Origin of the sequence: Anoxybacteroides voinovskiense (assembly GCF_014196205.1) — a bacterium.
Classification (GTDB): domain Bacteria; phylum Bacillota; class Bacilli; order Bacillales; family Anoxybacillaceae; genus Anoxybacteroides; species Anoxybacteroides voinovskiense.
This window is the reverse complement of record NZ_JACIDE010000008.1, coordinates 1-15954: the sequence shown is the minus strand read 5'-3', so window position 1 is coordinate 15954 and position 15954 is coordinate 1. Positions and strand designations below refer to the sequence as shown.

The 15954-nt window shown below is 43.2% G+C and carries 12 protein-coding genes, 1 tRNA gene and 1 pseudogene; 13 read left to right on the top strand and 1 reads right to left on the bottom strand.

All coding sequences use genetic code 11. The annotated features are described in order from the left end of the window. Nucleotides 1-29 precede the first annotated feature (29 nt). Both whiA and GGR02_RS07040 read left to right on the top strand, forming a co-directional pair. Nucleotides 30-983 carry a DNA-binding protein WhiA gene (gene whiA, locus GGR02_RS07045; RefSeq protein ID WP_183184030.1) on the top strand — a complete coding sequence of 318 codons (954 nt, stop codon included), beginning with the start codon at nt 30-32 and terminating at the stop codon, nt 981-983. A gap of 14 nt (nt 984-997) precedes the next feature. After that, on the top strand, nt 998-1255 hold the full coding sequence (locus tag GGR02_RS07040) for an HPr family phosphocarrier protein (protein ID WP_066322813.1): 258 nt from the start codon (nt 998-1000) through the stop codon (nt 1253-1255). A gap of 39 nt (nt 1256-1294) precedes the next feature. On the opposite strand, the gene clpP is transcribed toward GGR02_RS07040, so the two are convergent. Beyond that, on the bottom strand, nt 1295-1885 hold the full coding sequence (clpP, locus tag GGR02_RS07035; protein WP_004892507.1) for an ATP-dependent Clp endopeptidase proteolytic subunit ClpP: 591 nt from the start codon (nt 1883-1885) through the stop codon (nt 1295-1297). A 228-nt stretch (nt 1886-2113) separates the two neighbouring features. Here clpP and GGR02_RS07030 point away from each other — a divergent pair. From GGR02_RS07030 to GGR02_RS17895, 11 genes and pseudogenes are all read left to right on the top strand, one after another. Next, nucleotides 2114-2185: transfer RNA gene (locus GGR02_RS07030), tRNA-Arg, on the top strand. 204 nt (nt 2186-2389) lie between these two features. Further along, nucleotides 2390-3685, top strand: a complete 1296-nt coding sequence (gene rpoN / locus GGR02_RS07025; protein WP_183184029.1) for an RNA polymerase factor sigma-54 — start codon at nt 2390-2392, stop codon at nt 3683-3685. 11 nt (nt 3686-3696) lie between these two features. Beyond that, on the top strand, nt 3697-3942 hold the full coding sequence (locus GGR02_RS07020; protein ID WP_183184028.1) for a glutaredoxin family protein: 246 nt from the start codon (nt 3697-3699) through the stop codon (nt 3940-3942). Between the two features lie 129 nt (nt 3943-4071). Then, nucleotides 4072-5106, top strand: coding sequence for a sugar-binding transcriptional regulator (locus GGR02_RS07015; protein ID WP_183184027.1), 1035 nt, complete (start codon nt 4072-4074; stop codon nt 5104-5106). Nucleotides 5107-5137: 31 nt separating this feature from the next. After that, nucleotides 5138-6145, top strand: a complete 1008-nt coding sequence (gap, locus tag GGR02_RS07010; protein WP_183184026.1) for a type I glyceraldehyde-3-phosphate dehydrogenase — start codon at nt 5138-5140, stop codon at nt 6143-6145. Between the two features lie 108 nt (nt 6146-6253). After that, entirely contained in the window at nt 6254-6388 is a 135-nt protein-coding gene (locus GGR02_RS17475; RefSeq protein WP_260175000.1) for a hypothetical protein, read from the top strand. Between the two features lie 133 nt (nt 6389-6521). Next, the gene (locus GGR02_RS07005; protein ID WP_183184025.1) at nt 6522-7706 is read left to right on the top strand and encodes a phosphoglycerate kinase; all 1185 of its coding nucleotides are present in this window, start codon (nt 6522-6524) and stop codon (nt 7704-7706) included. 17 nt (nt 7707-7723) lie between these two features. Beyond that, the gene (gene tpiA / locus GGR02_RS07000; RefSeq protein ID WP_183184024.1) at nt 7724-8479 is read left to right on the top strand and encodes a triose-phosphate isomerase; all 756 of its coding nucleotides are present in this window, start codon (nt 7724-7726) and stop codon (nt 8477-8479) included. After that, nucleotides 8476-10011, top strand: a complete 1536-nt coding sequence (gene gpmI, locus GGR02_RS06995) for a 2,3-bisphosphoglycerate-independent phosphoglycerate mutase (RefSeq protein WP_183184023.1) — start codon at nt 8476-8478, stop codon at nt 10009-10011. Before tpiA ends, gpmI begins: the two co-directional genes overlap by 4 nt. 15 nt (nt 10012-10026) lie before the next feature. Beyond that, nucleotides 10027-11319 carry a phosphopyruvate hydratase gene (eno, locus tag GGR02_RS06990; RefSeq protein ID WP_183184022.1) on the top strand — a complete coding sequence of 431 codons (1293 nt, stop codon included), beginning with the start codon at nt 10027-10029 and terminating at the stop codon, nt 11317-11319. A gap of 1525 nt (nt 11320-12844) precedes the next feature. Then, nucleotides 12845-14194: pseudogene (locus tag GGR02_RS17895) on the top strand (DNRLRE domain-containing protein); the annotation flags it as partial. Between the last annotated feature and the right edge of the window lie 1760 nt (nt 14195-15954).

Genomic DNA, 15954 nt, shown 5'->3' with positions numbered 1-15954 from the left:
GCTGCGATGATGAAATGGAGGTGAGCATGTTGTCATTTGCATCCGAAACGAAAAAAGAATTAACCAATTTAGAAGTAAAACCATGTTGTTTAAAGGCAGAGTTGTCTGCATTATTGCGAATGAACGGTTCTTTATCGTTCTCCAATCGCAAGTTGACCGTCGATGTACAAACGGAAAACGCGGCTATTGCTCGGCGAATTTATACGTTAACGAAAAAAGGATACACCGTCACGGTTGAACTGCTCGTTCGCAAAAAAATGCGGCTGAAAAAAAATAATGTCTATATCGTTCGCGTCGTTGAAGGGGCACGTGAGCTATTAGAGGATTTAAAAATATTAGAAGAGCCGTTTTCGTTTATTCGCGTCATTTCACCGGAATTGGTCAAGAAAAAATGTTGCAAACGCTCGTATTTGCGCGGTGCGTTTCTTGCCGGAGGCTCGGTAAATAATCCAGAAACGTCTTCTTACCACTTGGAAATTTTTTCGCTCTATAAAGAACATAACGAATCGTTATGTGAACTGATGAACAGCCATTTTTTCCTTCATGCAAAAACGTTGGAACGGAAAAAAGGGTTTATTACGTATTTAAAAGAAGCAGAAAAAATTTCCGAGTTTTTGAATATTATCGGGGCGCATCAAGCGCTGCTCCGGTTTGAAGATGTCCGCATCGTCCGCGATATGAGAAACTCAGTCAACCGGCTCGTGAACTGCGAAACGGCGAATTTAAATAAAACGATTGGTGCAGCGATTCGGCAAGTGGAAAACATTCGCTATATTGACGAAACGATCGGGTTAAGTGCACTTCCAGAGAAATTACGAGAAATTGCCGAGTTGCGTGTCACGTACCAAGATGTGACGTTAAAAGAGTTAGGGGAAATGGTGTCAGGCGGGAAAATTAGCAAGTCTGGCATTAACCATCGGCTGCGAAAAATTGATGAGATTGCCGAGAAACTGCGAGCAGGCCAACCAATTGATTTTAAATAAAGGGGAGAAGAAACATGGTGGAAAAACAAGTGGAAGTGTTGTTGAAAACAGGATTGCAAGCGCGCCCAGCCGCGCTCTTCGTTCAGGAAGCGAACCGGTTTTCATCGGACATTTATTTAGAAAAAGACGGGAAAAAAGTGAACGCGAAAAGCATTATGGGGCTCATGAGTTTAGCGATTAGCTCCGGTTCGGTCATTACGCTCATCGCCGACGGTCCAGACGAAAACGAAGCGCTAGACACATTAACCAAATACGTTCAGCGCGAAGGATAAAAAAACGGCTGTTCTCCAAAAGAGAGCAGCCGATTTCTTTTATTTTTCATCAACGCGCGTCAATACACGGTCGATCAAGCCATATTCTTTTGCTTTTTCAGCAGTCATAAAGTTGTCGCGGTCTGTGTCGCGCTCAATGACTTCGATTGGCTGGCCAGTATTTTCGGAAAGGATGCGGTTTAATTTATCGCGCAAGAACAAAATGCGTTTCGCAGCGATTTCGATTTCGGTCGCTTGCCCTTGCACCCCGCCAAGCGGCTGATGAATCATAATTTCGCTGTTTGGCAAAGCAAACCGTTTTCCTTTTGCCCCTGCCGCAAGCAAGAAAGCACCCATCGATGCCGCCATGCCGATGCAAATCGTCGAAACGTCTGGCTTAATAAATTGCATCGTATCGTAAATTGCCATTCCAGCCGTAATCGACCCACCAGGGCTGTTAATATACAGCGAAATGTCTTTCTCTGGATCTTCGGCTGCTAAAAATAAAAGCTGGGAAACGATCGAGTTCGCGACATGATCGTCAATTGGGCTTCCTAAAATGATAATGCGGTCTTTTAATAAACGGGAGTAAATGTCATAAGCGCGCTCCCCGCGGCTCGTTTGCTCAATAACTGTAGGGATTAAATTCATAAGCTTTCCTCCTTTGCCAATTTGGCTAAATCGTATGTATTTTTATGATACATAATTGGTCAATGAAGGTCAAACAAAAAGCGTTTTTCCTTCTACCTAAATATATTCGCCACCGTTCGACCGTATCCCTTTTTCCATCATACCCTCTTTTCCATTTTTTAAACGCATATTTTCCTCTTGCCAAACGGGAGTGTCTTGAGTATAATTGAATATGCAACTGAACATTGTGCCCTCGTAGTGTAGTGGATAGCACGAGAGATTCCGGTTCTCTTAGCGTGGGTTCGAATCCTGCCGAGGGCGTGACGAAACACTGGTGGGGGAGTTAGTGAAAAACCTCCCCTATTTTATTTTTGGAGTACTTCATAAAAGACTTGCTGCGAACGATGCAGCAGGTCTTTTTTTATGCGCTCAATGAATATATATAAGCAAAATAGCGCTTACATTTCATTTCCATACCCGTCGTTTCGATGTTAGTGTACAATAAGGGGAGAAGGGGGACTAAGTATGAGGGCTGAATTGTTGCAAGAACAACGTTTAAAGCTTGCGTTAACAAAAGAGTTGGCGCAAGCGATTGAGTTGCTTCAATATTCTGCGCTTGAACTGCGTTCGATTTTATATGAACAGTCGTTGGAAAATCCTTTTCTAGAAATAAAAGAAGGAAAACCGCTTCGTTCACCTAAACGGACGATGACAAAACAAGAACGAAATTGGCTAGAAAACATCAGCAAACCGTCCGACACGTTAGCAGCGTATTTAGCCAACCAGCTACATACGATGTCATTGCCCTCTCGAACACGAAAAGTGGTTGACTATTTAATCGCCTCCCTTGACGAAGACGGATATTTGCGCATTAATATGAGCGACACAGCTGCTTTCTTAGCCATTTCAGAAGCGGAATTAGAAGAAGCAGTGCAGCTACTGCAGTCGCTTGAACCGGCAGGAGTAGGCGCAAGGTCGCTGCAAGAATGCTTGTTGCTACAGCTCAAACGGCTGCCTGTCCGCAACGAGTTAGCAGAAAAAGTGGTTGAAAAACACTTCGTCGCATTTGCGGAAAAAGCGTGGAAGGTGTTGGCGAAACAATTAGGCATTGGCGTATCTGACTTGCAGCAAATATGGGATTTTATTCGCACGCTTGAACCTCGTCCAGGCAGCCATTATACAGCAGCCGACCCGCATTTTATCGTGCCTGATGTGATCGTGGAGCGGCGCGGAGAAGACGTATCCGTTTGGCTGAACGATGAGTTCCTCCCAGAAATTCGCTGGAATTACGCTTATGAGAAAAAAATGGCTGACAGCTGCGATGAGCAAACAAGCTTCTTTATAAAAGAAAAATATCGCCAATTTTCGTGGCTAGCGAAAAGTTTAGAACAGCGCAAACAGACGCTTCTAGACGTGGCAAAAGAAGTAATGGATCGACAAAAACAATGTTTAACGGAAGGATTGGCAGCGTTAAAGCCGTTGACGATGCGGGAAGTGGCGGAAGTATTGAACATTCACGAATCGACGGTCAGCCGTGCAGTCAAAAACAAATACGTGCAGACGCCGTTTGGAACGGTCGAATTGCGCCGTTTCTTTACAAGTTCGCTCTCCTCGATGAGCGAGGAAGAAGCATCGGCGGCAAAAACGAAAGCGCTTATTACGCAACTAATTGAGACGGAAAACAAACATAATCCGCTCTCAGATCAAGCCATTGCCGATTTATTAGGTGAAACGTACGGCATTGCCATCTCGCGACGAACGGTGGCGAAATATCGCGAGCAGCTGCACATTCCTTCATCCGCGAAACGAAAACGGTATTAGAGGTGGAAATAGTGATTGTAACTCTTTATTCGAAAATCGATTGCCCGCTCTGCGAAAAAGCGAAAGCGGTGTTGCAAGAGCTGCAACAGGAATATGGATTTGAAATCAATGAAATCGATATTTATAAAGACGACGCATTGTTAGAAAAATACCAGCTCATGATTCCAGTGGTTGAAGTAGACGGGGAAGAGCTGGCATACGGACGTATTCACAAAGAATTCATAAGAAAGCGTTTGCTTGAGCGAATGAATAGTTGAACATCGCCAATACTCCTGTTACAATTAAACATGTAGGGCAGGAGTAATTTTTTTGCACAAGCGGGACATAATAAGTCACACAGGGACGATTTAAGTCCAACTAGTTTGTACAAGGGGAAGGGAAATGAATTGCGACCATTGATTGATGCACAAAAAAAATTATTACCTGATCTTCTCGATGTTATGCAAAAGCGATACCGCATTTTGCAATATATTCGGTTGATGCAGCCCATTGGCAGAAGGACGCTTTCTGGAAACATCGGAATAAGCGAACGTATTCTTCGGGCGGAAGTGCAGTTTTTAAAAGAACAAAACTTGCTTTCCATCAGTTCAACAGGAATGGTCGTAACGCCGGATGGAGAGCAACTGTTGCAAACGCTCGAAGATGTGATGCGAGAAATTTTAGGACTAAAAGACTTGGAAACAAAGCTAAAGCGCATACTTCCTATTGAGGAGGTTATCGTCGTAGCAGGGGATAGCGACCTTTCTCCTTGGGTGAAAAAAGAAATGGGAAGAGCTTGTGCAGCCCGCTTGAAAGAAAGAATGTCTTCGCATAGCATCGTTGCCGTTACAGGTGGAACAACGCTTGCGGCAGTTGCGGAGATGATGACCGCTGACCCGAAGCAAGGAGATGTACTGTTCGTCCCAGCGCGCGGCGGTCTGGGAGAGCACGTCGAAAATCAAGCGAATACGATTTGTGCGAAAATGGCAGAAAAAGCGGCAGGGAACTATCGGCTGCTTCACGTGCCTGACTATTTAAGCAATGAAGCGTATCAATCGCTCATTGAAGAACCGGCGGTAAAAGAAGTACTCCAGCTGATTCAGTCCGCTAATATCGTCATTCACGGAATCGGGGATGCCATTACGATGGCGAAACGGCGGAAAACGCCGGAAGAAGAAATGGCGAAAATTATCGCAGGTAATGCGGTTGCCGAAGCGTTTGGCTACTATTTTAATCAAGCAGGCGATGTCGTTCATAAAGTACAAACGATCGGCATTCAGCTCGATGACCTTCGTCATGTTCGCCATGTCATTGCGGTAGCCGGCGGGGCTTCCAAAGCAAAAGCGATTGAAGCGTATATGAAACAAGCGCCGCGCTCGGTATTAATCACCGATGAAGGAGCAGCAAAAGCGTTAGTAAGGGAATCATATCCCTCACCATAAATATTTTTGATTTTTAAAGGAGGAACTATCGATGGCAGTGAAAATTGGGATTAACGGTTTTGGCCGTATCGGTCGTAACGTATTTCGCGCAGCATTAAAAAATCCAGAAATTGAAGTAGTGGCAGTAAACGACTTAACAGATGCAAAAACGTTAGCACATCTTTTAAAATATGACTCTGTACACGGCACATTAGATGCAGAAGTGTCTGTAAACGGCAATAACCTTGTGGTAAATGGAAAAGAAATTATCGTGAAAGCAGAACGCGATCCAGCAAACTTAGGATGGGGCGAACTTGGCGTTGAAATCGTAGTAGAATCCACTGGTCGCTTCACAAAACGTGACGATGCAGCGAAACATTTAGAAGCAGGGGCGAAAAAAGTGATCATCTCTGCACCAGCGACAAACGAAGACATTACAATCGTCATGGGGGTTAACCAAGATAAATACGACCCAGCAAACCATCATGTCATTTCGAACGCATCTTGTACAACAAACTGCTTGGCGCCATTTGCGAAAGTGTTGCATGAAAAATTCGGCATCGTTCGCGGCATGATGACAACGGTTCACGCATACACAAACGACCAACAAATTCTTGACTTACCACATAAAGACTTACGTCGTGCGCGTGCGGCCGCTGAGTCCATCATTCCAACATCAACAGGCGCAGCAAAAGCAGTGGCGCTCGTGCTTCCTGAATTAAAAGGAAAATTGAACGGTATGGCGATGCGCGTACCAACACCAAACGTATCGGTTGTTGACCTTGTCGCAGAGCTTGAAAAAGAAGTAACCGTCGAAGAAGTAAACGCAGCATTAAAAGCAGCGGCAGAAGGCGAGTTAAAAGGCATTCTTGCTTACAGCGAAGAGCCGCTTGTTTCTCGTGACTACAACGGTTCTACTGTTTCGTCGACGATTGATGCACTCTCCACAATGGTTATTGAAGGAAGCATGGTAAAAGTCGTTTCTTGGTACGACAACGAAACAGGCTACTCTCACCGCGTTGTTGACCTAGCAGCATACATCGCAGCAAAAGGCTTATAATTTTTTCACAAGTGTTGATTATCCATTATTTTACTAAAAAACACAGAATCATATGACTGAACACAAGCTTTTCTGCCTCTTCTCTCGAACAAGAACGCCGGCGGGCAAATGACATTTGCCCGCAAAGCGTTCATTGTTCGAGAAGGGCATGCGCACAGCATGACCAGTCGGCAAGCGAACCGCTTGCCGACTACGGCAGAAAAGCTAGAAATAGGGCGATGTCAACTGGATTTTATTGGTTAATCAACACACCTATAATTTTTTGGATTGTTTGCCCAAAACGGTTTATAATAAATAGTTGGAACTACCGAAAAGGGGAGCGGGGGTGATCCCCACTCCCTTTCGTATGCCAAAACAATGAAAAGGAGGCCTTTCCATGAACAAACAAACCGTCCGCGACATTGATGTCAAAGGGAAACGAGTCTTTTGCCGCGTCGATTTTAACGTGCCGATGCAAGACGGTGCCGTGACAGACGACACGCGCATTCGTGCGGCGCTGCCAACAATCCAATATTTAATGGAACAAGGAGCGAAAGTCATTTTAGCGAGCCATCTTGGCCGTCCGAAAGGAAAAGTAGTCGAAGAGATGCGTTTAACGGCAGTTGCCGCTCGCTTAAGCGAATTGCTTGGCAAACGTGTCGTAAAAACAGACGAAGCGTATGGGGATGCAGTGAAAGCAGCGATTGCTGAAATGAATGAAGGCGATGTGTTATTGCTTGAAAACGTCCGCTTCTACCCTGGCGAAGAGAAAAACGACCCAGAATTGGCAAAAGCGTTTGCCGAACTAGCCGATGTATACGTCAACGATGCATTTGGTGCAGCACACCGTGCGCATGCGTCAACAGAAGGCATTGCCCATTATTTACCGGCTGTTGCTGGGTTTTTAATGGAAAAAGAAATTGAAGTGTTAGGAAAGGCGTTATCGAACCCAGACCGTCCGTTTACGGCAATCATCGGCGGCGCGAAAGTAAAAGATAAAATTGGCGTTATCGAAAACTTATTAGACAAAGTCGATAATTTAATTATCGGTGGCGGATTAGCTTACACGTTTGTGAAAGCGCTCGGCCATGAAATCGGAAAATCGTTATTAGAAGAAGATAAAATTGAATTAGCAAAATCGTTCATGGAAAAAGCGAAAGAAAAAGGCGTCAACTTCTATATGCCTGTGGATGCAGTCGTAGCAGATGCGTTTGCAAATGACGCGAACAAAAAAGTAGTGAACATTGACGAAATTCCAAGCGACTGGGAAGGGCTTGACATCGGTCCGAAAACGCGTGAATTGTACCGCGATGTCATTTTGAAATCAAAACTTGTTATCTGGAACGGCCCAATGGGCGTATTTGAAATGGATGCGTTTGCCGAAGGAACAAAAGCGGTTGCACAAGCGCTCGCTGATGCGAAAGATACATATACGGTCATCGGTGGCGGCGATTCGGCAGCGGCAGTCGAAAAATTTGGACTTGCGGATAAAATGGATCATATTTCGACAGGTGGCGGTGCGTCGCTTGAATTTATGGAAGGTAAACAACTTCCAGGTGTCGTTGCTTTAAATGACAAGTAAGAAAGGAGCGAAAAGCGATGCGAAAGCCGATTATTGCAGGAAACTGGAAAATGCATAAAACGTTAACAGAAGCGCTCCAGTTTGTCGCAGAAGTAAAACATGCGATTCCTTCTTCTGCGCAAGTCGACTCGGTCGTTTGCGCACCAGCGCTCTTTTTAGAGCGGCTTGTAGAAGAAGCGAAAGGAACAGACTTAAAAATCGGGGCACAAAATATGCATTTTGCCGACCAAGGGGCATTTACTGGGGAGATTAGCCCAGTAGCATTAAAAGACATTGGCGTACAATATGTGATTATCGGTCATTCCGAGCGCCGTGAAATGTTTGCGGAAACCGATGAAACAGTCAACAAAAAAGTACTCGCAGCGTTTCAACACGGGATTATTCCAATCGTTTGCTGCGGCGAAACGTTAGAAGAGCGCGAAAGCAACCGCACAAACGAAGTCGTTGGCGCACAAGTGGAAAAAGCGCTTGCCGGCTTAACGGAAGAACAAGTGAAGCAAGTGGTTATCGCCTATGAGCCGATTTGGGCGATCGGTACAGGAAAATCGTCGACAGCAGACGATGCCAACAACGTATGCGGACATATTCGACAAGTGATCGCGAACAAATTCTCGCAACAAGCAGCGGATGCGGTTCGCATTCAATACGGCGGCAGCGTGAAGCCGTCTAATATTCAAGAGTTTTTAGCGCAACAACATATTGACGGCGCACTAGTCGGTGGCGCCAGCCTAGAACCACAATCGTTTTTACAACTCGTGGAGGCAGGAAAATGAGCAAACAACCAGTAGCACTAATTATTTTAGACGGGTTTGGACTTCGGGAGGAAACGTTCGGAAATGCGGTGGCGCAGGCGAAAAAGCCGAACTTTGACCGCTATTGGAATGAGTTTCCGCATGCGACGTTAACGGCATGCGGCGAAGCGGTTGGGCTTCCAGAAGGGCAAATGGGAAACTCGGAAGTCGGCCATTTAAACATCGGGGCAGGGCGCATTGTTTACCAAAGCTTAACACGCGTGAATATTGCGATTCGTGAAGGCGAATTTGAGCGGAACGAAACGTTTTTAGCGGCGATGAACCACGTGAAGGAAAAAGGGACGAATTTGCACATTTTCGGGCTTCTTTCTGACGGTGGGGTGCATAGCCATATTAACCATTTGTACGCTTTATTGAAGCTTGCGGCAAAAGAAGGCGTAAAAAATGTGTATATCCATGGCTTTTTAGATGGTCGCGACGTCGGTCCGCAAACGGCGAAAACATACATTGAGCAGTTAAACGAACAAATCGCGCAAATCGGCGTCGGAGAAATTGCGACATTATCTGGCCGCTATTATTCGATGGACCGCGACAAGCGGTGGGAGCGCGTGGAAAAAGCGTATCGCGCAATGGTATATGGCGAAGGGCCAACGTATCGCGACCCGATGGAATGTATTGATGATTCGTATGCGCATGGCATTTACGATGAATTCGTCTTGCCATCGGTTATCGTTCGTGAAGACGGAACGCCAGTCGCAACGATTCAAGATGAAGATGCGATCATTTTCTACAACTTCCGTCCAGACCGGGCGATTCAAATTTCCAACACGTTTACAAACGATGATTTCCGTTCGTTCGACCGCGGACCGAAACATCCGAAAAACTTATTCTTCGTATGCTTAACGCATTTTAGTGAAACAGTAAAAGGGTACGTGGCGTTTAAGCCAACGAACCTTGACAATACGCTTGGGGAAGTATTGTCGCAAAACGGCTTAACGCAGCTTCGTATTGCCGAAACGGAAAAATATCCGCACGTCACATTTTTTATGAGCGGCGGACGGGAAGAAAAATTCCCTGGCGAAGAGCGCATTTTAATTAACTCGCCAAAAGTGGCAACATACGACTTAAAACCAGAAATGAGCGCATACGAAGTAACCGACGCTTTGCTGAAAGAAATTGAAGCAGACAAGTTTGACGCGATTATTTTAAACTACGCAAACCCTGACATGGTCGGGCATTCCGGAATGCTAGAGCCGACGATTAAAGCAGTCGAAGCAGTCGATGAATGTTTAGGGAAAGTCGTCGATGCGATTCTGGCGAAAGGCGGGGTTGCCATTATAACCGCCGACCACGGCAATGCGGATGAGGTGACGAATCCAGACGGAAGCCCAAATACGGCGCACACGACGAATCCAGTGCCGGTCATTGTCACGAAAAAAGGCATTATGCTTCGTGAAGATGGCATTTTAGGGGACTTAGCACCGACAATGCTTGATTTGTTAGGACTACAACAACCGAAAGAAATGACAGGGAAAACGTTAATTATTAAATAAAAGGAGAGATGAATGATGCCAACAATCGTTGATGTATATGCTCGTGAAGTATTAGACTCTCGCGGCAATCCAACAGTAGAAGTAGAAGTATACACAGAATCTGGTGCGTTCGGTCGTGCATTAGTACCAAGCGGTGCATCGACTGGGGAATATGAAGCGGTCGAATTACGCGATGGCGACAAAGGCCGCTACCTTGGCAAAGGCGTATTAAAGGCGGTGGCAAACGTCAACGAAGTGATCGCTCCGGCGATTATCGGGTTTGATGTCACTGACCAAGTCGGCATTGACAAAACGTTAATCGAGCTAGACGGTACAGAAAATAAAGGGAAATTAGGAGCAAACGCGATTTTAGGCGTTTCGATGGCAGTGGCGCGCGCGGCAGCTGACTACTTAGAAATGCCATTGTACCAATACTTAGGCGGCTTTAACGCAAAAACGTTGCCGGTGCCAATGATGAACATTTTAAATGGCGGGGCGCATGCGGACAACAACGTCGACATTCAAGAATTTATGATTATGCCGGTTGGCGCGCCAAACTTCCGCGAAGCGCTTCGTATGGGTGCAGAAATTTTCCATAGCTTAAAATCGGTATTAAAAGCAAAAGGCTACAACACAGCAGTTGGTGACGAAGGTGGATTCGCGCCAAACTTAAAATCAAATGAAGAAGCGCTTGAAACGATCATTGAAGCGATTGAAAAAGCAGGCTACAAACCAGGCACAGAAGTGATGCTTGCGATGGACGTGGCATCTTCTGAGCTATATAACAAAGAAACAGGCAAATACCATTTAGAAGGCGAAGGCGTTGTGAAAACGTCAGAAGAAATGGTCGCTTGGTATGAAGAGCTTGTCAACAAATATCCGATCATCTCGATCGAAGACGGCTTAGATGAAAACGACTGGGCTGGCCATAAATTATTAACAGAACGCCTTGGCAAAAAAGTTCAGCTTGTTGGTGACGACTTATTTGTAACAAATACGAAGAAACTTGCTGAAGGTATTGAAAAAGGTGTAGGTAACTCTATCCTTATTAAAGTAAACCAAATCGGTACGTTAACCGAAACATTCGAAGCAATCGAAATGGCCAAACGTGCTGGTTACACAGCGGTCATCTCTCACCGTTCTGGTGAAACAGAAGATAGCACAATCGCCGACATCGCGGTCGCAACAAACGCTGGCCAAATTAAGACAGGCGCTCCTTCACGCACAGACCGCGTTGCAAAATACAACCAATTGCTTCGGATTGAAGATCAACTAGGTGAAACAGCAGTATACGATGGAATAAAAACATTCTACAACTTGAAGAAGTAAAAAATAAGGATGCCTTCGCATGAGGGCATCCTTTCTTTCAAGTTTTTCTTTTCTTTTGGATATATTGCACTACAATGAAAATAAATACAAGAAAGAGTAGCACATCAATAACCCAATCGAGGGAGTATGTTTTTAAAAAATCTTTTGCGGTACTTTTTATGACTAATAATAAAAGACTAACGATTAACCCTATGATAACCCCTGTCATGGTAGTAAATATAATTTTTGCTTTACTTATTTTGGTATCCCTCTGTTGAATTTATATCGTTTTATCAAATAAGGATGTCTTCGAATCAGGATTAATTTTGTTTTTGTAGTTTGTTGAAAGTTCGGACTAGACAAATGAGTGCTTCTCATGGTCAACAAGTTAAGAAAGCAGCAACATTTGTCACAGTCCTAAAATAGAATTTATTTCGTGTATTGTCAATTGGGATTCTATCAAATCAAATACATCAAAATATGCGAAATTGGAGCCCAATCTAAAAGATTTGTCCTCGGCGGATTCATCAGTAGGCGCGGTTAATGTTTCATTGTACTTTTCTTGAATAAGTGTAATCAAATCCTCCAAAAAAATCATTAATTGTTCATCTACTCCTCACATTTCTCATAGCGGGATGATCGTACAAAACAATTGAAAAAAACGACCGTTATCGCTACTGTCTGAAAGGTTAAGTGATAAAATCGATTTTTGTCGAATAATGACGAAATTTGTTTGTCGGAAAATATTGCGAGTATGTTTTTTATAGCATAAAATCTCCTCATGCGGCTCGAATTAGGCAACTTAGGATTGATAAGGAGAGAAAATATGAGGCATCTAAGAACATGGTTTGTTTGGTGGTTAGTATTTTTATTAGTTTTTACGAGTATTCCTATGGAGGGATTGGCGGAGTTCATCTATTCTAAATCTGACAATGCGATGAAACAATCACCTCTTAAAGTACCAGAAGCGCCTAGCATCAACTTGAAGCCGGGAGAGCTGATAGGGGAACGAACAGAGAATACGAAAGTGTATTACAATGGTGATGGTACGTTTACCAGAAAAATTTTCTTTGAACCGATTCATATTAAGAAAAAGAACGAAAAACAATTTGAGGAAGTTTCCACTTTCTTCATCGACCATCCCAATCATGTTCAAGCAGAGAATACGATTTTGGAACCTCGTTTTTACAAGAAAATGGTGGATGGAGAATATGCAAAATTTCTGTATAATGAATATTCCATTTCTTATTCTATTTTAGAAGCATCAGGGAATGGACTGAAGCCGATTCAAGCGAAAGATGTTCCCGCTATTTATAAGAAAAAAGACAATAAGATTGTGCATAAAAATATTTTTCCAAATATAGACTTGCAAAATATCGTATTTAACGAATCAACGAAAGAAGATTTAGTTCTTCACTCTTTTACGGGCTATCACATTTTCAAATTTCGTTTGAAAACCGATTTGCATGCCAATATTCAAGACGATGGATCGATTTTATTTACAAACAAAGAAAATGAAAAAGTATTTGAACTTCCTAAACCATTTATGGTCGATTCGAATATCGACGAACACTCGGGAGAAGCACAGCGCTCGGAACATGTAACATACGAACTTCAACAGGATGATCAAGGGTATATTTTAACGGTTAAAGCTGATCCGCAGTGGTTGAAAGATCCGAAGCGCGTCTATCCGGTTTATATTGACCCTAGCACTTCTGTTGCTATTGCTGCCGATGCATTTGTCATGAGCGCCTACCCGACAACCAACTATGGTTCTGCATCAAGTAAATGGGATTCGGCGCAAGGACAATATGTGTTAAAAGTCGGTTATTATGATGGAACGACAGGGACTTGTTACGGATTTTTAAATCCTGATATATCAAATATCGAAAATATGAATGTGACGAGTGCCACATTCAACGTGTATGTGACACACTCATACTATGCAACAACAGCAACCGGCTTATGGTTAGATGCGGTCAATGGTTCATGGTCTGCGAGCACCTTAACATGGAATAATAAACCCTCTTCCACGAACATTGGTAAAGTCGATGTGGCAAGAGACCAATGGGCGCAATTTGATGTGACGAGCACCGTCAAAGCGTGGGCATCAGGGACCAAACCAAACTATGGATTGAAACTCCATACGAATGGAAACGATCAAACGTACTGGAAAAAAGTTGTCTCCACGACAAACAGTAGCTACAAGCCTTATTTGTCTGTGACGTATACGATCCCTATTCCTGATGCACCGACGGGAACGGTTTTTAGCAATGGAGATGGGACAGGATATGTCAACCTATCTTGGGATCCAGTTCCTGGTGCGACGGGTTATAAAGTTTGGATTTATAATGGAAAAGCATATGAAGCGTTTAGTGTAGGAAATGTGACTTCTTGGAGCACAAAAGGAAAGAAAATTTGGCCGACTGCCTCCGAAATTAGCGCCGGAAGATATGATTTGCATCATGACGGCTTGGGAACCGAGTTAGCTGTCGATCCTTCCCCGGTCTATCGAAATTCAGGCGGAAGTTATCCAAACAGCAAGAACTACTGGCTCCGAGTCAGCGCCATTTTCCCTCAAGGCGAAAGCGCCGTATCTGGTGCGTATATGCCGACGATTCCGAATTTGGCGAAACCAGATGTTCCAACCGGAGTCAGCTATACGAACGGAAATGGAACTGGGTATATCAACTTCAAATGGCAGGCGGTAAGCGGTGCGACGGGATATAAGATCTGGATGTTTAACGGTTCTTATTACGAATCACTAGATGTGGGAAATGTGACGTCATGGACCACGCAAGGAAAAAAATATTGGCCAACTCCAACAGAATTTAGCAACGGCCGATATCAGCTACACCTAAATGATAATCTAGGCGCGGAATTGCCAGTCGATCCTTCTTCGACTTATGCCAAAGCCGGTACGCGCTATGCCAATTCTACGAACTACTGGATTCGCGTTAGTGCCTATAACTCCCAAGGGGAAACGGTCTTTTCGGATGCGTATATGCCGAAAATATCACCTTTGCCTAAACCTGCTACACCATTAGGTGTCGCTTTTGGATATGACGAGAAAAAAGGGGCAGTTGAGTTATCTTGGGGGGGATTGGAAGGTGCAACAGGTTATAAGGTTTGGATATTCAATGGAAAAGAATATGAGAGCATTGATGTTGGAAATGTAAATACTTGGACTACTGCTGAAAAAGGAATTTGGCCTAGGGATGAAGACATAGCTAATGGTAGGTACAAATTATGTTTAGATGGATCAGGTACTGAATTAGATATTAATCCTTCTCCGCTTTATACTAATGCCGATGCCAAATATGCGAATAGCAATAATTATTATTTTAGGATTAGTGCATATGATCAATATGGGGAAACAGTTGTTTCTGAGGCCTTTGTTTCATCAATTAGTCCGATTACTGAAAAGGAAGCTATGATTGATAATACACCTGTAGATGAGGAAGGATGGATCGAGGAAGGGTATGAAGATATTGACATAACTACAGATGGTGAAAAGGTATTAGAGGATTTAAAAGAAAACATCTCAGAGACTAGTGATCAAATTAACGAATTGAAGGATTTCCCTGAAACTACTGAAATATATAATGAGCTTTCAAACGTCGATATTGAAGAAGAGGTAGTGAAAGAGGAAATTAACAATTTAACCCATCAAATTGAAAATGAAAAAACTATATACAGTGAATCTAGTACGACAGAACAAGTTCAATCTGATAGTGTTACAGCAAATAATTTATCTTTCACTAGTAGTAAACCAGATGATACAAGTGAAGAAATCGAGGAAGTCTTTTATGATTATCCGGAGGATATGTTTCTACCGGAAACAATTGTGAATGTTGATACTAATTTAATACTGGTCGATAGCAATACTGGCGAGACTTACTCTACTGAAGAATATATTTCGCAGGCAGTAGCAAAAGAACAGAGGAACACTGTCCAAACTGCTTCTTATCTACCACAACTTGGTTATTTTCTCACTAAGGAAGTTACTTATGTAAAGAATGCAGGGACTACTAATGCTACAATTGTGCATTGTAGTACAGTGGTACAAGCAGGAGGTAATTTAAGACCGAATTATTTTACAGTTAAAGCTTCGCTTTTAAGTTCAAATGATGTGAACGGCCCATTTGATGTAGCTGCGTCAACTACAAAGTATAATGTAAAATTACTCCAAGACGTTTGTGTTGAGAAAAGAATAACGTCAACTAAATTCTGGATTGGAAAAACTCACATTACTGCTCATTACAAAGGGGGATATACTTCTCAAAAAGTAAAAATGAGTGAAAAGTTTCTACTGAATAAAAAGGGAGTAATATATCCTTATTATCGTGACCCAAGAATGAGAAAAGTAATGAAAAAACCATCGTCAACAACATGGGATAGGGTACCTAAAGAGCAGCGAGTAAAATGGAGTACTAGTCAAAGAGACAAATATTTAGATTGGTATATAGAAAACTATGGATTTATAATTAAGAGTTTTTACGAAGTTCACCATATTAGACCGAGAGAATATGGTGGTAACAATGATTATTCGAACTTAATCCTGTAAATTATCATTTTATCCCCGAATAAAACGCCTTCTTTTTTGCAAATTCCTTCGGAATGTCCCCCTCCCCTTTTCTGAAACAGTATGCTAAA